12 protein-coding genes and 1 pseudogene are annotated in these 18,789 nt (G+C 68.4%); 2 read left to right on the forward strand and 11 right to left on the reverse strand.

Going from position 1 to position 18,789, the window contains the following annotated elements:
* Positions 1-452: 452 nt before the first annotated feature.
* The 11 genes and pseudogenes from FPZ22_RS00695 to FPZ22_RS00745 all read right to left on the reverse strand — a co-directional run bounded on the left by FPZ22_RS00695 (position 453) and on the right by FPZ22_RS00745 (position 15,237).
* On the reverse strand, positions 453-2,729 hold the full coding sequence (locus FPZ22_RS00695) for a nitric-oxide reductase large subunit (RefSeq protein ID WP_144889370.1): 2,277 nt from the start codon (positions 2,727-2,729) through the stop codon (positions 453-455).
* A 117-nt stretch (positions 2,730-2,846) separates the two neighbouring features.
* Positions 2,847-3,599: a helix-turn-helix domain-containing protein gene (locus FPZ22_RS00700; protein WP_246120795.1), complete on the reverse strand. Its 753-nt coding sequence runs from the start codon at positions 3,597-3,599 to the stop codon at positions 2,847-2,849.
* 22 nt (positions 3,600-3,621) lie between these two features.
* The gene (hemN, locus tag FPZ22_RS00705) at positions 3,622-5,025 is read right to left on the reverse strand and encodes an oxygen-independent coproporphyrinogen III oxidase (RefSeq protein WP_144889372.1); all 1,404 of its coding nucleotides are present in this window, start codon (positions 5,023-5,025) and stop codon (positions 3,622-3,624) included.
* 45 nt (positions 5,026-5,070) lie between these two features.
* On the reverse strand, positions 5,071-6,810 hold the full coding sequence (locus tag FPZ22_RS00710; protein ID WP_144889374.1) for a phosphoethanolamine transferase: 1,740 nt from the start codon (positions 6,808-6,810) through the stop codon (positions 5,071-5,073).
* A gap of 127 nt (positions 6,811-6,937) precedes the next feature.
* Complete coding sequence (locus FPZ22_RS00715) at positions 6,938-8,125, reverse strand: TolC family protein (RefSeq protein ID WP_144889376.1); 1,188 nt, start codon at positions 8,123-8,125, stop codon at positions 6,938-6,940.
* 120 nt (positions 8,126-8,245) lie between these two features.
* On the reverse strand, positions 8,246-8,560 hold the full coding sequence (locus FPZ22_RS00720; RefSeq protein ID WP_144889378.1) for a DUF3240 family protein: 315 nt from the start codon (positions 8,558-8,560) through the stop codon (positions 8,246-8,248).
* Positions 8,557-11,633 (reverse strand): annotated as a pseudogene (locus FPZ22_RS00725) (efflux RND transporter permease subunit). The gene FPZ22_RS00720 and the pseudogene FPZ22_RS00725 overlap by 4 nt, the downstream one beginning before the upstream one ends.
* A 1-nt stretch (position 11,634) precedes the next feature.
* Entirely contained in the window at positions 11,635-12,702 is a 1,068-nt protein-coding gene (locus FPZ22_RS00730; protein ID WP_144889380.1) for an efflux RND transporter periplasmic adaptor subunit, read from the reverse strand.
* A 57-nt stretch (positions 12,703-12,759) separates the two neighbouring features.
* On the reverse strand, positions 12,760-14,175 hold the full coding sequence (locus FPZ22_RS00735) for a histidine kinase dimerization/phospho-acceptor domain-containing protein (RefSeq protein WP_144889382.1): 1,416 nt from the start codon (positions 14,173-14,175) through the stop codon (positions 12,760-12,762).
* A complete protein-coding gene (locus FPZ22_RS00740; RefSeq protein ID WP_144889383.1) occupies positions 14,162-14,827 on the reverse strand; it encodes a response regulator transcription factor in 666 nt (221 codons plus the stop codon). Before FPZ22_RS00740 ends, FPZ22_RS00735 begins: the two co-directional genes overlap by 14 nt.
* 83 nt (positions 14,828-14,910) lie before the next feature.
* Entirely contained in the window at positions 14,911-15,237 is a 327-nt protein-coding gene (locus tag FPZ22_RS00745) for a DUF6122 family protein (protein ID WP_144889385.1), read from the reverse strand.
* 474 nt (positions 15,238-15,711) lie between these two features.
* On the opposite strand from FPZ22_RS00745, the gene FPZ22_RS00750 reads away from it, so the two are divergent.
* Both FPZ22_RS00750 and FPZ22_RS00755 read left to right on the forward strand, forming a co-directional pair.
* A complete protein-coding gene (locus FPZ22_RS00750) occupies positions 15,712-17,559 on the forward strand; it encodes a Mu transposase C-terminal domain-containing protein (protein ID WP_144889387.1) in 1,848 nt (615 codons plus the stop codon).
* Positions 17,556-18,440 (forward strand): TniB family NTP-binding protein, encoded by an 885-nt coding sequence (locus FPZ22_RS00755; protein WP_144889390.1) that lies wholly within the window; start codon positions 17,556-17,558, stop codon positions 18,438-18,440. The genes FPZ22_RS00750 and FPZ22_RS00755 overlap by 4 nt, the downstream gene beginning before the upstream one ends.
* Positions 18,441-18,789: the final 349 nt, after the last annotated feature.

Here is an 18,789-nt window from a genome sequence, read left to right on the forward strand (position 1 = left end):
CCCGGCCGTCTCCGCGTCCTGCTCCCATCGGCCGGCCGCCGGCCATCCATGGCCGGCTGTCCGCACACCCCCTGTACGCGGGACGGGTTCCGACGTTCTGCGGCTTCGGGAGGAGGATCAAGAGCGGCGGAGCCGGGCTCCTAGTCATAACGCCCCGTTTCGACGTCGACGTGGCCCTCGTCCCGACCGCGACCAAAGGTCGTGCCCGCCGCGGATGCAGGGGGGATGCCCAGAGCCGGCCATGGATGGCCGGCGGCCGGATCCGGGAGCAGGACGCGGAGAATCCGGCTGGGCATCCCCCCCCTGCATCCGTGGCGGGCGGCCAGGACTCGAGCGGAGCGTCCGTGGCGGGCGGGCCGGACTCGAACGGAGCGTCCATCGATCAGGAGAAAAACCTGAAAAAAAAGGGGGCGGACTGCGTCCGCCCCCTCCGGCCATGCGCCGGGAAACGATCAGGCTTCGTTGCCGAGCCGGTCGCCGACGGGCTCGCGGCGGCGACCCGGCGAGAGCCAGAGCGAAGCCACGAACAGGCCGATCAGCAGTGCGCCGCAGGCGAAGATCACGTCGCCCGGGGTACGCATCCAGACCAGCATGTCGATGATCGGACGGCCCATGAACTCGGCCGAGCGTGCATACCAGTAGCCGTCGTTGATGCTGGCCTCGAGCTGCAGCACGCCCAGCGGCAGCAGGGTCAGCACGGTCATCAGGGCCAGACCGATGTTGAGCGCCCAGAAGCCCGAACGCAGCAGGCCCTCGCGCCAGACCAGGTTGGGCTTGAGGCCGCGCAGGCAGTACAGCATCAGGCCGATGCCGAGCATGCCGTACACGCCGAACAGGGCGGTGTGGCCGTGGGCCGCGGTCAGGTTGGTGCCCTGCATGAAGTACAGCGCGATCGGCGTGTTGATCAGGAAGCCCAGCAGGCCGGCCCCGACCAGGTTCCAGAAGCTGACCGCCAGGAAGCACATGATCGGCCACTTGTAGCGCTGCATCCAGGGCGTGGCGCGGCCGTTCTGCCAGGTCTCGTAGGCCTCCCAGCCGATCAGCGCCAGCGGGACCACTTCCAGCGCCGAGATGCTCGAGCCCACCGCGATCACCGCCGTGGTCGTGCCGGCGAAGTACAGGTGGTGGAAGAGGCCCAGCACGCCGCCGGCCATGAAGATGATGGTGGCGAAGAGCACGCTGTTGGTCGCCGTCCTGCCGCGCACCAGGCCCAGCTTGACGAAGATGAAGCTGATCACCGCGACCGCGAACACCTCGAAGAAGCCCTCCACCCACAGGTGGATGATCCAGAAGCGCCAGTAGGTGATGATCGAGATGTGCGAGTGCTCGCGCCACATCAGACCGGCCGCGTACAGCAGGCCGATGGCGACCACCGACAGGAACAGCAGGCCGGCGATCGAGGACATCTCGTCCCTGCGCTTGAGCGCGGGCCACAGGGCACGTCCCATCAGGGTCAGCCACAGCAGGAGGCCGATGAAGAGATAGATCTGCCAGAAGCGGCCGATGTCGGTGTACTCCCAGCCCTGGTGGCCGAACCAGAAGTTCCTGTCCAGGCCGAGCTTGTTCATCACCGCCATCCACTGGCCGGCGAACGAGCCGACCACGATCAGGATCAGGCTGATGAACAGGAAGTTGACTCCGAAGCGCTGGAACTTCGGCTCATGCCCCGAGATCGCCGGCGCCAGGTACAGGCCGGTGCCCAGCCAGGCGGTCGCGATCCAGAGGATCGCCAGCTGGGTGTGCCAGGTGCGGGTCAGCGTGTAGGGCAGGTATTCCGCCAGCGGCAGGCCGTATGCGGCCTGGCCTTCCACCTGGTAGTGGGCGGTGGTCGCACCCAGCAGGATCTGCACCAGGAACAGCGCCATCACCAGCCAGAAGTACTTGGACACCGCGCGCATCGAAGGCGTCACCGCGATCGACAGCGACGGGTCGCTCTTCGGCGGCACGAGCGGCGTTTCCTTGCCGTGGCTGACGGCGTAGTGCCAGACCAGCAGGGCGATGCCGGCGATCATCAGCAGGACGCTGAAGAGCGACCACATCAGGCTGCTGGAGGTCGGAGTGTTGCCGACCAGGGGGTCGTGCGGGAAGTTGTGGGTATAGCTGATCTCGCTGTCCGGGCGCTCGGTCACCGTGGCCCAGGACGCCCAGAAGAAGAAGCCCGACATCAGGCGCCGGTGCTCGGCGTCCGGGATGGGGTTTTCGCGCAGGGCGTAGGTCTCGCGCAGATGGGCGCTGGCCGGGTCGTCGGAGAACACGCTGTCGTAGTGCGCGCTCACCACCTCGATGGCGCGGGCACGCTCGTCGCTGATGACGAGGGTGTCCTCGGAACCGTTGTAGGTGTTGATGCGGATGTCGGGCCGCAGCTGCGCCTGGAGGCGGGCCTGGTCGTCCGCGGGCAGGGAGCCGTACGAAGCGCCGTACTGGGCCTGCGCCCGGCCTTCCAGCATCGCCAGGGCCTCGCGGTGCAGCCATTCGGCCGACCAGTCGGGCGCCAGCAGGGCACCGTGGCCCCAGATCGAGCCGATCTGCTGTCCACCGAAGCTCTGCCAGACCTGGCGACCGGTTTCCAGTTCCTGCTTCGTGAAGACCACCTGGCCGCTCTGGGTCACGATCTTCGATGGAAGCGGGGGTGCCTGCTGATGGATCTCGCGACCCATCCACAACATGACAGCGAACGTGACCATCAGCAGGGCGGACAGCCCCCACCACAGTCGTTTGGTGGTATCCATTCAACTCTCCTCGGACACAGGCTTTGTGCCGGCGCAATCCTGACGAGTGGCCGAGAAAAACGAACTGACGTGGGTCAAGCAGAAGTGAACCGGCGTTGTCCGGTGCGAGCGGAGGACTCAGCTGCGCAGGACGGGACCTGCGAGCGTCTCGAGTTGGACGCGATCGAGGAGTTCGAGTTCGCGGCGGTCGACGGCGATCATGCCATCGCGCTGGAAGCGCTTGAGCACGCGACTGACGGTTTCCGGCGCCAGCCGCAGGTAGTTGGCGATGTCGGTCCGCGCCATGGTCAGCTGGAAGCGGTCGGGCGAGAAGCCGCGCGCCTCGAGTCTCCGGGAGAGTCCGATCAGGAACGCCGCCATGCGCTCGTCGGCGGTCCAGTCGCCGGCCAGAAGCGCGGCACGGCCGATGCTGCGGCTCAGCAGGCGGAACAGGTGCTGCTGCAGGCCGGGCAGCTTCCCGGCCAGCACCGAGATCTTCGGAAACGAGAACCGGCACAGCATGACCGTGTCCAGGGCCACGGCGTTGCATGGGTAGGTGTCGCCGTCGATGCCGTCCAGGCCGATCACCTCGCCCGGGAAATGGAAGCCGAGCACGTGCTCGCGGCCGTTGGCATCGATGATGTAGGTCTTGACCGTGCCGGCCCGCACCGCGGCGATCGCCTCGAACGGATCGCCCACGCGGAACACGTGGTCGCCGGCATGCAGCGGGCCGACGTGCTCGACCAGCATGTGCAACTCGCCCAGCGAGGCCTTGTCCATGCCCTGGGCCATGCAGGCCTGGGAGAACGCACAGGTGGAACAGAAGTGCAGCTCGTCGCCATCGTCGGCCAGGATGCTGGGATCGACGCGCGGAAACGCGACCTTGTTCACCACGGACGGACCTCCCCCGGCGTCAGATGGCGCGGGAGAAGCGGGGCCGGGTGTCCGGGTCGGCGGGGGGCGGGGTGAGATAGCGGTCGAAGCACATGGCAATGTTACGCAAGAGCAGCCGTCCGCGCGCGGTCACTCTGATCCGGCGAGGTTCGATGCGTACCAGACCGTCCTCCTCCAGGGGCTTCAGCTTCTCCAGCCCTTCGGCGAAATAGTCTTTGAAAACAATGGCATGGCGCCGCTCCAGCGCATCCATCGGCACCTCGGCCTGGCACATCAGCTGCTGGATCAGATCCGCGCGGATGACGTCGTCCTCGTCGAGCTGCATGCCGCGGAACACCGGCAGGCGGCCCTCGTCGATCGCGAGCTGCCACGAGGGCAGGTCGCGCGGGTTCTGGCTGAAGGTGTCGCCGATATGGCTGATGGCGCTCACGCCCATGCCGATCAGGTCGCTGTCGGCATGGGTGGTGTAGCCCATGAAGTTGCGGTGCAGGCTGCCCCGGGCCTGGGCCATGGCCAGGTCGTCGTCGGGCAGGGCGAAATGGTCCATGCCGATGTATTCGTAGCCGGCGGCCGACAGCTTCCGGATCGCCAGCTCCAGCAGGCCGAGCTTCTCCTCGGGGCTGGGCAGGTCCTCGGCCTTGATCCGGTTCTGCGGGCGGAAGACCTCGGGCAGGTGGGCATAGCCGTAGACCGCCAGGCGGTCCGGGCGCATCTCCAGAACGGTGTCGAGCGTGCGCGCGAAGCCCTCGGGGTTCTGCCGGGGAAGACCGTAGATCAGGTCGACGTTGACCGAGCGGAAGCCGTTGGCGCGACAGGCCTCGACCACCGCGCGCGTTTCCTCCACCGACTGGATGCGGTTGACCGCCTCCTGTACCACCGGGTCGAAGTCCTGGACGCCGAAGCTCGCCCGATTGAAGCCGATGCGGCCGAGCTCGGCGATGTCGGCCGGCGACACGAAGCGCGGGTCGAGCTCGATCGAGATGTCGCTTTCCTCCGGCCGGGCGAAGTGGTACTGGCGGCGCAGGGCATCGACCAGTTCGCCGATCTGCGACGGATCCATGAAGTTCGGAGTGCCGCCGCCCAGGTGCAGCTGGACCACCTCGCGGTCGCGGTCGAACAGCGCCGCGGTCATGTCGATCTCCCGGTACAGCCTCGCCAGGTAGGTCTCGGCGCGGGACTTGTCGCGGGTGATGATGCGGTTGCAGCCGCAGTAGAAGCAGGGGCTGACGCAGAAGGGGACGTGGACGTAGAGCGACAGCCGACGCGGGATCGGGTCCCCATTGCTGGCCGCCGCGGCTTCGCGCAGCTGGTCCTCCCCGAACGCGCTGCTGAACTGCGGCGCGGTGGGATAGGAGGTGTAGCGCGGCCCCGGCCGGTCATAGCGGCGGAGCAGGTCGGCATCGAAGGGCTGGGAGGCGTCCATGGAGGGGATACTGAAGCAGGGTCGGGAGGCATGCCTTGACTCCGGTCAAGGCCTGCCATAGGGTCCCGGCCCGGCCTCACCCGCATGCGCCTGGCTGCCCCGGCGACAGGGGAGGTAGATGTCGCGCCCGGGATCGTACAGCGTCGTGCGCACGTCGGTGAGCCCGAGCAGGGTATGGAACAGGTTGTCGTGCGTGTACTCCAGCCCGGCGCTCCCGCGCACGCAGGCGATGTCGAGCCCGGTCTGCCGGCGCCATCCCCGTGAGAACCAGGCGACCATCGGCACCCGCAGCTGTTCGACGGGCGCAATGGCATGAGGCATGCCATGCAGGTACAGCCGGTTCTCGCCCAGCGATTCCCCGTGGTCGGACAGGTAGAGCAGGGCGGTATCGTAGTCTTCCATCCCGGCAAGCGCGTCGATCGCCTGGCCCAGCACGTGGTCGGTGTAGAGCAGGGCGTTGTCATAGGCGTTGACGATGTGCGCGCGCTCGCAGCGGCCCAGGTCCGAGGTCGCGCACACCGGCGTGTAGCGGGCGAATCCGGCGGGATAGCGCTCCGAGTAGGTCGGGCCGTGGTTTCCGAGCATGTGCAGCACGAGCACCCGGTCGCCGGGCTCCCGGCGCGCGGCCGCGGCGAGGTCGCGGACCAGGATGCCGTCGAAGCAGTGCGCGCCACGGCAGAGATCCCGATCCGTGCCGCCCCTGAAGTCCTCGAACGCGAGGCCGCTGCAGACGCCCTTGCAACCGGACTGGTTGTCGCGCCACAGCACCGAGACTCCTGCGCGCTGGAGCACATGCAGCACCGATTGGTGGCCGCGGATGGCCTTCCCGTCATAGTCGGCGCGTCCCTGCGGCGAGAACATGCAGGGCAGGGAGACTTCGGTGCTGCTGCCGCAGGCGGTGACATGCGGATAGTTGACGACGTCGCGCCTGGCCAGCGCCGGCGTGGTCTGCCGGTGGTAGCCGCCGAGGCCCCAGTTGGCCGCGCGCGCGGTTTCTCCGACCACCAGGACCAGCAGCCGGGGCCTGCGCATGGTCGCCGCCGGCAGCTGCACGGCATCCTCGCCGATGGGCAGCTGCACGCGCGCCGAGCGGGGGCGCTCGCTGGCGACCTTGGCCAGCGAGACGACCGCATTGGCGGGCGTGAGCAGGTAGCGCACCTCGCGCTGGTTGCGCAGGAAGGAGGACAGGGACTGCATCGAGACCGCCGCACCGGCCAGTCCGAGCATGACCATGGCGACGAGGAACATCGCGCGCACCAGCAGGACGCGGCCCGGCCGGCGCGGCGTGATCCGCACCCGGGCCAGGAACAGCAGCGCTGGCAGCGACACCAGCAACGGCCGCAGGACGTCGGGGCCGAGCAGATCGCGGGCCTCCGCCCAGTCGGTGTTGACCACGTTGCGGACCATGTCGGCATCGATGTAGATGCCATAGGCCGCCATGTAATGGCCTGCGATGGCCGCCAGCAGCACCAGCGCGAAGAGCATGCCGCGCCAGATGCGTGGCCACAGCAGCAGGCCCAGCAGGAAGCCCTGAGCCGCGACGGCCATCAGCACCAGCGACAGGATCCACCGCGGCGCGATCGGTGCCGGCACCGCCGCCTTCCAGAACACCGGGTTCGAGAGCGCGGTGAAGTACAGGCTGGCGAGCAGGATCAGGGTTTCGCTGCGCAACACCGGGCGCCAGCGAAGGAGCGCCGCCAGCGGCCCGGAACGGGCGGGCAAGGGCACGGTGCCGGCACGCCCTCGACCGAAGGCAGGTGCGAGCGGCCTGGACGCAGCCGACATTCGGGAACCGGGGGTAGTGGAGAGGGCCGCATCCTGCGTCGCGGCGTGTCCGAGCGCGGTCGGACATCCGTCGGCAAGCCGTTAAGCGCAGGCGCGCCCATCCAAGCCGCGCAACCCTCAGGGGACTTCACCCGTCCTCGGAATGGCCGTCATCCTCGATCCAGTAGGCATGGGCATCCAGCAGCAGACCGGCCGCCGAGGAGAAGGCCAGGGCGCGGGCCTCGACTTCGGCCATCGCAGCCTCGGCCGCGCGTCGGCGGGCTGCCAGCAGGTCGGCCAGGTCGACGCCGTCCAGCGCATGGCCGCGGGCCAGGCGTTCCGCCTCCCGGGCCTGCGCCCGCGCCGCGGCGTCGGCAAGCGCCCAGGCATTCGCCTGGAGCGCAGCGCGGCGTGCAAGGGTGCGCGCCTGCAGGGTGACCTCGGTCCGCGAAGCCGCCGCATCCGCCCATGACGCCGTGGCCATGGCGGCCTCTTCTTCGGCGACCGCGCGACGGGGGCCCGCACCCAGGGGCACGCTGAAGAACACCCCCAGCACGGTGTCTTCGCCGCCGCGTTCGGACACCGCGCGCAGGCCGATGCTCGGATCGGCGCGGCGGTCGAGCCGGGCGCGCTCGGCGCGGCGCTCGGCCAGCCGGGCGCGCCCTTCGGCCAGTGTGATGTCATGGCTGACCTCGACGACGCGCGCCGCCCATGCCTCCCAGTCGATGCTTTCGTCGCCGGGGACCGCAATGAGCGGCGCCTGCGTGGGCAGGTGCAGGTCCGGGTAGCGCAGCGCCAGCGCCAGCCGCGCCTCCTGTTCCCGCAGGGCCGCATCCTCGAGCGCACGCCGCGCACGTGCTTCGGCCGCCATGGCCGCGTCGCGTTCGGCGGCCGCGGCGTGGCCGGCATCGAAGCGCAGCGTGGTCGCCTCGAGATCCCGACCGGCGGTGCTCGCGGCTTCGCGCGCCAGGCCGACCAGCTCGCTTGCGGCCAGCCATTCGACCCAGGCGTGGAGCAGACCGGTCGCCGCGACATGGCGGGCGTCGGCCAGCGTGTCCGCGCCGACACCGAGTTCGAGGTCGGCGATGCCGTGGTCCAGCGCCGCCTTGCCCGGCAGGCGCACGCCGCGCTGCAGGCTGAGTTCCCATTCCTCGAAGCGGCCGCCGGCGCCGGTGTCGCGCTCCTGCCATTGTCCGCCGGCGATCCAGTCGTGCGGTCCGCGCTGGCGGCCGCCGGCGCGGGCATGGGCGGCAAGCCGCTCGCCGCGCGCGCGTTCGACGCCCGGATGGGCTTCGATCGCGGCAAGGGCTCCGGTGCGATCCGGCAGCGTGCGCATCACTCCGGGCGGCAATCCGGGGGGGCTGGGCCGGGGCCGGTCCCGCGGTCCCTGCCAGCGCGGATGCCGATATCAGCGCGACGGCGAGGGCGATCGCCAGCAAGGTCGTCCCGGGCCGCTTCATGCCAGCCTCCCGAAATCCAGGACCGGCGTCAGCCACCACGTGATGCCGGCCGCGGACATCCGCTCGCGCAGCCCTTCGAGGAGTCGTTCGGCGGAGGCCCGCGGCATCACCGCCAGCAGCAGGCGGCGGTCGGCATGGCCACGCACCAGCTCCTGCACCGACGCGTTGTCGAAGCCATGACCATGGCCGGCGGCGGCCACCGTGGAGAATCCGCCCAGCCCGGGATCGAGTTCGAGCAGCAGCGCGAGCAGGGGACGCTCCGCCGGGGGTGGAAAGGCCAGCGCGAGCTGGACCAGGGAGGGGTCGTTCATGGCGTGCTCCGGGGGCGCGGCTGGCCGAAGCGCAGGAACAGCAGCGGCAGCATCAGCAGGGTGAGCGGGGTGGCGGTCGCCAGGCCGCCGACCACGACGATCGCCAGCGGGCGCTGGATTTCCGAACCGGGCCGGTGGCCAGCAGCAGCGGCACCAGTCCCAACGCGGTGATCGAGGCGGTCATCAGCACCGGGCGCAGGCGCCGCATCGCACCGTCCACCACCACCTGCGCCATCGGCATGCCGCGCGCGCGCAGGTCGTTGAAGTGGCTCGCCATCACCGTGCCGTTGAGCACCGCGATGCCGAGCAGGGCGATGAAGCCGACCGAAGCCGGCACCGAGACGTACTCGCCGGCAAGCCAAAGCGCCAGCACGCCACCCACCAGGGCGAACGGAATGTTGGCCAGCACCAGCAGCGCCGGCCGCGTGCCGCCGAGGCTGGTGAACAGCACCACGAAGATCAGCCCCAGCGCCACCGGCACCACCAGCGCCAGGCGCGCCGAGGCGCGCTGCTGGTTCTCGAACTGGCCGCCCCATTCCAGGCGATAGCCCGGCGCCAGCGGTACGGCCCGGTCGACCGCGGCGCGTGCCTCGTCGACGAAGCCGACCAGGTCGCGGCCGGCCACGTTGGCCTGCACCAGGGCGTAGCGCGAGCCGGCCTCGCGGTCCACCTTCACCGGCCCCTCGACGCGCTCCACCCTGGCGATGTCGCCCACGCGCACGCGCTGGCCGCCGGGCGACACCAGTTCGAGGTCGGCGAAACGCGCCGGATCACTGCGCAGCGCCTCCTCGCCGCGGACCACCAGCGGGATGCGGCGGCCGCCCTCGACCACCACTCCGACCGCCACGCCTTCGACCTGGGCGCGCAGCTCCCGCTGCAGCGCCGCCACGTCGAAGCCCGCGCGGCCGGCGGCGAGCCGGTCGACCTCGATCTCCAGGTACTGCACGCCGTCATTGGCCAGCCGGTACACATCCTCGGCGCCGGGCACCGCGCGCACCGCCTCCTCGACCTGCGCGGACAGCAGTTCGAGCTCCGCGAGGTCCGGCCCGAAGAGCTTGATCGCGACGTCCCCGCGGGCGCCGGTCAGCATTTCCGACACGCGCATCTCGATCGGCTGGGTGAAGGCGTAGGCGGTGCCCGGGAAGCGCTCGAGCACCACGCGCAGCTGCTCGGCCAGCCAGTCCTTGTCCGGTTTGCGCCACTCGTCCTTGGGCGCGAGCACCAGGAAACTGTCGGTCTGGTTGAGCCCCATCGGGTCGAAGCCGAGTTCGTCGGCGCCTGCGCGGGCGATGATGCTGCGCACCTCGGGCACCTCGGCCAGGATCGCGCGCTGCACCGCCAGGTCGACCTCGCCGCTGGCGTCGAGGTTGGCCGAAGGCAGCTTTTCCAGCTGCACCAGGATCGCGCCCTCGTCCAGGGTCGGCATGAAAGTCTTGCCGATGCCAAACCATGCCAGCGCCGCCAGCACCAGCGCGGCCAGCGCGGCCAGCACCGCGCGCCGCGGATGGGCGAGGGTCGCCTGCAGGGCACGTGCATAGGTCGGCGCGATCCGGCGCATCAGCCACGGCTCGTGGTGCCCGCTGCGCAGCAGCCAGGAGGCCAGCACCGGCACCACCGTCAGCGACAGCAGCAGCGAGGCGCCCAGCGCGAACACGATGGTCAGCGCCACCGGGCTGAACATCCGCCCCTCCAGCCCCTGCAGGGTGAGCAGCGGGGTGAACACGAGGCCGATGATCAGGATGCCCGAGGTCACCGGCGCGGCGACCTCGGCGGTCGCGCGCCACACCCAGTGCAGCCGCGGGACGCCGTCACCGGGATGCGCGGCGGCAAGCTGCTCTTCGGTGTTCTCCACCACCACCACAGCGGCGTCGACCAGCATGCCGATCGCGATGGCCAGTCCGCCCAGGCTCATCAGGTTCGCGCTCAGCCCGGTCAGCCGCATCACCAGGAAGGTCGCCAGCACCGACAGCGGCAGGGTCACCGCCACCACCACGGCCGCGCGCACGTTGCCCAGGAACAGCAGCAACAGCACCACCACCAGCACCATCGCCTCGACCAGCGCCTTGCCGACGGTACCGGTGGCGCGCGCGATGAGATCGCTGCGATCGTAGAAGGGTTCGATGCGCATCCCGGGCGGCAGGCTCGGCGCCAGCTCGGCCAGCCGCGCCTTGACCCCGTCGACCACGGCCGAGGCATTGGCTCCGCGCAGCCCGACCACCAGGCCCTGCACCGCCTCGCCCCGGCCGTCCTTCGTCACCACGCCGTAGCGGGTCAGCGCGCCCTCGCGCACCGCGGCGACGTCACCGACGCGCCACGTGAGACCGTCGCGTTCGGCGACCACGGTGGCCTCGATGTCGGCGGCGCCGGTGATCGCGCCGGTCACGCGCACCACCAGCGATTCCTCGCCCTCGTCGAGACGGCCGGCGCCGTCGTTGTGGTTGTTCGCGGCCAGCGCCGTTTCCAGCTCGTCGATGCCCAGCCCGGCCGCAGCCATGGCGGCGCGGTCGGGGACCACTTCCCAGGTGCGCACGCGGCCGCCGAGCGCGTTGACGTCGGCGACGCCGGGGACCGAGCGCAGAGCGGGGCGGATCACCCAGTCGAGCACCTCGCGGCGCTCGGCCAGCGAATGGTCCTCGCCCTCGATCGTGAACATGTACATGTCCGACAGCGGGGTGGCGATGGGTGCCAGGCCGCCGTCGAGTTCGGGCGGCAGGTCGCCGGAGGCGGCCGCGAAGCGCTCGGCCACCTGCTGGCGCGCCCAGTAGATGTCGGTGCCCTGCTCGAAGTCGAGGGTGATGTCGGCCAGCGCGTACTTGGCCGAGGCGCGCATCATGGTCTGCCGCGGAATGCCCAGCAGCTCCATTTCCAGCGGCACCACGACCCGCTGTTCGACCTCGCCCGGGGTCATGCCCGGGGCCTTGAGGATCAGTTTGACCTGGGTGGGCGCGATGTCCGGGAAGGCGTCGACCGGCAGCCCCTGCCAGGCGACCACGCCGGCGAAGGCGAGGGCGAGGGCCGCCAGCGCGACCAGCAGCCGCTGCGACAGCGACCACGCGATCAGGCGCGACAGCATGTCAGCGGTTCCCTGCGTCGGGCAGGGATTCCGCCACCGCCTTGAGCGCGAGCACTCCCCGTGAGACCACGTCGATGCCCGCCGGCAGGCCGCCGACCCAGGCCTGGCTGCCGTCGCGGTAGTGCACCTGCACCGGGATCATCGCGATGGCGTCGCCGAGGCGGGCGAAGACCGCGTCACCCGAAGCGATGCCGACCACGGCGCTGGCCGGCACGCGCCGGGTGCCGACCGGGGCGGCGCGATCGATCGCGAGTTCGACCAGTGCACCCGGCAGGCCGGCCCCGGCCGGCATCCGTGCCGAGACGGTGATCGTACGGCTGCCTGGATCGATGGCTCCGGCCACCGAGTCCAGTTCGCCGACCGCGCCGCCGACCGTGGCACGCATGCCCGGTGCCAGCGTGCCGGCCAGGCGCGCCGGCGCGCGGCCGATGACGACGCGTTCGTCGCGCTCGCCGATCCGCGCCAGCAGTTCGCCGGGCTGGAGCGCACGGCCGTGGCCGCTTGCGCGCTGCAGCAGCCGGCCGGAGCGCGGGGCGCGCACCAGCACGGTGCCGTCGGCGGACAGCGAGGCGCCGCCGGTCACGGCGTGGTCGGCGCGGGCGGCGGCGCCGAGGACGGTCGCCTCCGCGCGGAGCGCCTCGACTTCGCGCGCGGCGATCACGCCGGCATCGAGCAGGGCCTTGCCGCGTGCAGCCTGGCGCAGCGCGGCGTCGCGCCGTGCCACCCGCCCGGCGGCGTCGGCCAGCGCCGCCGCCCACGCCGGGCTGGCCACCGACAGCAGGGGCGCGCCGGCAGCGACGTCACGTCCTTCGGGCGCATGGATCTCGGCCAGGGTGCCGGGGTAGGGCGCGACCAGCGCGAACTGCGCGTCGGAAGCGATTTCCACCTCGGCCGGGATGCGCGCCACCGGGATCCAGGCGGTGTCGACCGCAGGCGCGAAGAGCAAGGCCATGGCTTCGACCTGGGCCGGTTCCAGCGCCAGCGGGATGGGCGCCGTGGCCCGGGCCGCGGGCAGCAGCAGCGCGGCGAGCGCGAGGAAGAGGAGGGAAGCAGCGCGGGGAGGGGACACGGACGCTCCGGGAATCGGGGTTCGTCGCCAGTGTCGGGAGCCAAACTTTCGTTTCGCTTAAGCCGTCGCCTCGTCCAGCCCCCGCCAGCCGGCGACCTCGACCGACAGCCGCCCATCCTCGAGCCGGAACTCCAGGCTCAACGCCTGCGCGGCCGCCAGCGCATGCGCCAGCGCCAGGCCGAGGCCGGCGTGCGCGCCGCCGCCGCGATCGTCCGCGTCGACGGCGTCGGCGCGGAAGAAGCGCCGCCCCAGCTCGGGGAGCATGGCCGGCGTGAGGCCGGGTGCCGCATTGGCGATCACCAGGCGCAGCGGCGCCGTGGCGAGTCCGACTTCAATGGCGCTGCCTGTCGGGGCATGTTCAACCGTGTTGTCCACCAGGATGGCCAGCAAGCGCGCGCTCATCGCGCCGTCGGCGCTGACCCAGGCTTCGATCGGAGGGCGAAGGATGCATTCGAGTCCGCGTTCCGCCTGGCGTCCGGCAGTCCGCGCGCATGCGGCGCGCACCAGCCCGGCCAGGTCCAGAGGTTCCGGCTGCGCGACCGTCAGCCCGGCCTCGTGGCGGGCGAGGGCGAGCAGGCCGGCGACGGTCCGATCCATCTCGGCCCCCAGCTGCGACAGGTCCTCCAGCGACTGCCGCAGGTGCGCGGGATCCTCCTGCATCAGGCTGGTCTCGGTGATCGCGCGCAGCTCGGCCACCGGCGTGCGCAGCTCGTGGGCCAGGTCCTGGGCGAAGCGGCGTTCGCGCGCCAGGTTGCCGAGCAGGACGTCGATCACCTCGTCGAAGCGCCGTGCCACGGGCGCCAGCTCGCGTGGCAGGCTTCCGTCGTCGAGGCGGTCGCGCGGTTCGCGCAGGCGCATCGTCGCGATGCGGCCGACCAGCTGGTCCAGCGGCCGCAGGCCCAGGCTCGCGCCGCTGGCCGCCAGCAGCACCGCCATCCCCAGCGCCAGGGCGATCGCGACCGCCAGCATCAGGTGCAGGCGGCGTTCGAGCGCATCCAGCTGTTCGCGCTCCTCGGCCACGACCAGGTCGAGTGCGATGCGCGGGTCCCCGGGCTCGAGAGGATAGCGGCGGACGATCGCGCGCCCGGCGTGGCCGTCGGGGAGCGGCAGGTCGAACCAGGTGGTGCCGGCAGCGGCACTGGCGGCGGGGCGGGGCAGGTCGCTGGTCTGCGCCGAGCGCGAGCGCGCGACCACGTTTCCGTGCGCATCCCAGGCCTGGAAGAAATCGGTGTGGCCTTCCTCGCGGAATTCCGGCATCCAGCGTTCGATCGGGTTCGCGCCCTCGACCTGGGCGCCCAGATAGACTGCGATGGCGTTTGCGCGGGAAGACAGGCCGACATCGAAGCGGCGGTAGATTTCACGGTCGACCGCGAGGTCCAGGGCCAGGAAGAGTCCCCCCAGAGCCAGCGCCAACGCCGCCGCGACGCCGAGGATGACGCGCTGCCTCAGCGAAACGGTCCTAACGCGCGGCATAGCCGAAGCCCCGCCGGGTCTCGATCACGTCCTCGAGCCCGCCGCGCGCGAGCTTGGCCCGCAGGGTGCTGAGCAGCACCTCGATGACCTTGTCGGACGCCTCGCTGTCGGCGGAGTACAACCGTTCGAACAGCTGCGCCCGGCTGTAGACGCGGCCCGGATGGCGGACCAGAACTTCGAGCAGGGCGTACTCCTTGGGGCCCAGGTCGATCGTTCCGCCGGGCCCGCCCACGGTCCGGCGCGCCGTGTCCAGCCGCAGGCCGCGGTGCTCGAGTACCGGCAACGGCTGTTCGTGGCGCCGGCGCGCGAGGGCGAGGACGCGTGCACGCAGCTCATCGAACGAGAACGGCTTGACCAGATAGTCGTCGGCGCCGTCGTCGAGCCGGCCGACCCGCTCATCGACGCCATCGAGCGCGGAGAGCACCAGCACCCGCGCGTCCAGTCCGCGCCTGCGGACCTCGCGCAGCACTTCGCGGCCGTCGAGCCTCGGCATCAGCAGGTCGAGCACGATCACGTCGTACTCGCCGGCATCGAGGAAGGCCAGCGCGGCGCGGCCGTCGGCGGCGACGTCCACGGCCAGGCCCATGCTTCCCAGGCCGCTGCGCAGGGCTTCGCGCAGGCGCTCGGAGTCGTCGACGATCAGTACCCGCATGGCGGCCTCCCGACTGGAGCCACCAGTCTAGGGCGCCAGCTTTGGTCCAGCTTAAGGCGGGCCCGGGATCCCGGGCTGGAGCCTTATCGCATGAGCAGGCAGTCGATTGCGTCCAGGACGATGTGGACGAGCAGCCCGATCCCGAACAGCCGGGTGCGCGGATGCAGGCACAGCAGCGCGTACACGGAGATCGCAGGAGCCGTATGCAAGGGATGGAAGCCGATGCTGCAGCGGCCCGGGGCATAGACGGGATCTGCGAGCAGGTGGTCGATATCGATCAGCCAGCCTGCAAGCAGCCACAGCCAGGCGCGTCCCCAGCGCTGGCGATACCCGATGAGCGCGATCGCCAGTGGCACTGCGGCGTGCAGCAGCAGATGGACAACTGCCCGGGTGTCGAGGTCCGCGATCATGGCGGCCATGCTAAGCGGGGATCGGTTGTAGTCAGTTTCTACAAACGCTGGCCCATTACTAACTAGTTGCAAATCATCAACTTATGAATCATTTCTCATTAACAATATGAAATTTCGTGCGCACGTCACGCGGATGGGTCACGAACTCGCGGCGTTTGCAATGATCGGCCATGGACTCTTGCCCGTCGTGGAGGAGAGCTTGGGCGTTGCCTTTTCTGCTGCGACCAAACGTCAATCAACGCAGACTCGGGAGTCAGCGCTCAGCTCAGAGGCTCCCTGCAAGGCGATGTGAAGGGCCTCATCAAGATCGACGTCAGTCGGGAGTGGAAGTGACGATCCGTTCGCGCCGGCGGTCAGCTGGATGGCAGGGCTTATCGAGACCGCTACACCGTCCTCACCCAGCAAGACTGAAAATCCAATGAAGCTTGCCGTCGTCGTTGCGTAGGATTTGGCTTGTGGGCGTGGAGTCCCCCTATGGCCGATGCGAAGAATACTTCTGAAGCCCTTAAGGTGGCACGTCGGAGCGTGGCTTTGAGGGTGAAGAAAGGAGCCTTGGTCGTGTGCGATGGGCGCGCTGCGACGGTACTGGCTGTCGTCTCTGCGTCTCAACTTTGGATCAAGCATTTAGGTACGGAGGATCACCAGTGGGTCAGCCTTGAAGACCTGCGTCCGTACGTTGAGCAGCCTGCCCCAAAGTTGCTAGAAGTTGTCCAAGACGATGAAAGTGATTTTGAGCGCGCAGTCGAATGGATGCGTGCTTTTGATCGCTACAAGGGCTGCTCGACTCTTACTCCGAGTGTCAAATCATCCATTGCGAAAGAAATGGAGGTTAGTCGCCGCACTGTTGAAAGACACTTCGATCTGTACCAGATCGACTCAACTGTCCGTGGTCAGCTTCCATGCAAACCGGGGCCAGAGAAGGGAAGCTCATCGCTCACAAGAGTCCAGCTCGCAATCATCGACAATGCAATAGATGAGCGATATCGAGTCGAAGAGAGGGGGTCCGTTCAGGCCACCGCTGACTTGGCAGGAGCCAGGTGCGTGGCCGCGGGCGTAAAGGCACCCTGTTACAACACTGTACGGGCTCGCATCTCCGTGCTGGATCGCTGGATGATGGCACGAGATCGACACGGACGCGTCCGAGGCGACGCAAAGGCCGGCCCGGCTGGTCTTGGCATCGCAAACAAGAGCGAGATTAATCCGCTCGACTACGTGCAAATGGATCATGCAATCGTTGACGTAATCGTCGTTGATCCCGATACACGCGAAGAGATCGGCAGGCCATGGATTACTCTGGCGATTGATATCGCAACGCGCTGCATACTTGGCTTCTACTTGACCTTCGATGCCCCATCACAAGCCAGCGTCGCGCTCGCACTTGAACAATGTTGCCTGCCAAGAGATGCCTGGCTGAAAAGTCTCGGCGTCGCTGAGCCATGGCTGCCTTACGGTTTGATGAAGACCATTGGGTGGGACAATGCCAAGTGCTTCCGTAATACAAACTTGATAGCGGCGTGCCGAGGCCACGGTATCGAGCCTCGATTTCGTAAGGTGCGAAATCCGGTGCACGGTGCTCACATCGAGCGCGTAATCGGCACCTATATGGGCCGCGTCCACTTGCTCAAGGGCACGACATTCTCGAACACCAAGGAGCGTGAGGACTACAAGAGCGGCGAGAACGCCATCATGACCTTACGAGAGCTCGAGCTCTGGACGATCCACGAGATCAATGGCCGCTATCACAACACCGAGCATAGCGGGCTGGGATGTACTCCACTGGAAGCGTGGAAGGACGCGTGGACAGAGGATGACGGGATTCGGCTGCCACCAATTCCCGCCAACCGGCGCGACTTTCGACTCTCGCTCTTTCCGCGCGTCCAGCGCAGCGTAGGCCGCGAAGGCGTCCAGCGCTTTGCACTAAAGTACTGGGATGAGGGCTTGATCCCGCTGATTGGTTCCAAGAGCAAGTTCCCGGTTGCCCACGATCCCCGCGATATAAGCCGCGTCTATCTACTGGCCGGCACGACTTGGATCGACGTGCCTTGGCGTGACCGTACGCGTGCACCTATTGCATTGTGGGAGTGGGAGCGCGCCAAGCACGAAGTGCGCAGGAAACATAACCGGTCGGCCTGTAGCGCAGAAGCGTTCAAGCATATTGAAGCCCAGCGCGAGCTGGAGCGAGAAGCCGAGAGAACTACGAGAAAGCAGCGCCGAGACCGGCAACGACGTCCTGAGGATGATCGACCTAGGTCGCGTGCAACTAGCGTTGACTACGGAGTCGCGCCCACCTTGCTCTCCGATCCATTTTCGCAAAAGTCATGACTGACATCTCGGACGCGGCCATCGCACTGCTTACAGCCTCTATCGATCGCAAGGTCGACTGGATTCTGGCTGATTCCTGGGTGCACACCAATGCGACATCCGTCGCTTTCCAGTGGATGGCTTACATCCATCGCTGTGGACCGGTAATTCGCCCGCCATGTTTGCAGATCACCGCGGAAGGAGGCATGGGAAAAACTGCCATCCTCCTTTCCTACGCCAAATTGCACCCGGTCGAGAAGGATCCGGACGATCCGCTTCGGCTACAGCGGCCTGTGGCTTACGTCGAGTGTACGCCCGAAAACAGTGGCGCTCTCGGCGTGCGGCGAGCAATCTTGAAGGCTTGCTGGCCACTCGCAGAACGCCTTAATGGCGGAGAGGAGGAGGTGGACAGGACCCTTCGTGCGCAGGGTGTACGCGTACTCTTGCTCGATGAGTTTGGTGAGCTGACCAAGTCTGGGCCTGCCAGTCACCAGCGGGCACTGTCGGAACTTAAGCGGGTCAGCAATACCGCGCGCATTGGGATCGTCGCGGCCACAGTCAGCAATCTTTCGCATGTTCTCGCCGTCGATCAACAGTTTGCCAGTCGATTCAGGCGCAAGATTGTGATTGAACCGTGGTCGCTCTCAAACGACTTGCGCAACTTTGTCTATGGCTTGCAACGAAATCTCCCGTTTCCAAAGAGATCAACGCTAGATGATCATCGCTCTTTGCCGGAGATTGCGGAAAAAAGTGAAGGAAATACCAAAGAGATTGTTGAACTGGTTCGATTGGCTGCACTACACGCGCTCGGCGCTGGGGCAGACCACGTAACTTACGATCACTTGAGGTTGGCCATCCGCGACCCCGCACCCCCTGGTTTAGTACTTGAGAACGTCAAATGAGCGTCGAGACCTGGGCGGGGCTTGGGTCGCATCGCGGTGCCGGTGAGTCACTGGCCTCTTGGTTGCGGGCTGGACCCTTGGGAGCACGAGCTTGCCCCGCTCGCGGGGCCCGCGGTCGGAGGGCAGACTCGTTGTTCTGCCCTGCATGCTGGGTAGATGAGGCTGGCCGGCGCCGCTGGTACTCGCGGGAGGCGTGGTCAAACAACAGCGTTGTTTGCACGGTCCACGGTTTGCCGTTGCTGTACTGTGACACTGTGCCGAAGCGAGTGCGCGGGCGGCGATGGTCACAATCCTTACGGGAGGAGTTCGATGCCTTGGCCAAGTGGGCTCCGCAGGATCATCTCCGAGC

Origin of the sequence: Luteimonas granuli (genome assembly GCF_007795095.1) — a bacterium.
GTDB lineage: Bacteria > Pseudomonadota > Gammaproteobacteria > Xanthomonadales > Xanthomonadaceae > Luteimonas > Luteimonas granuli.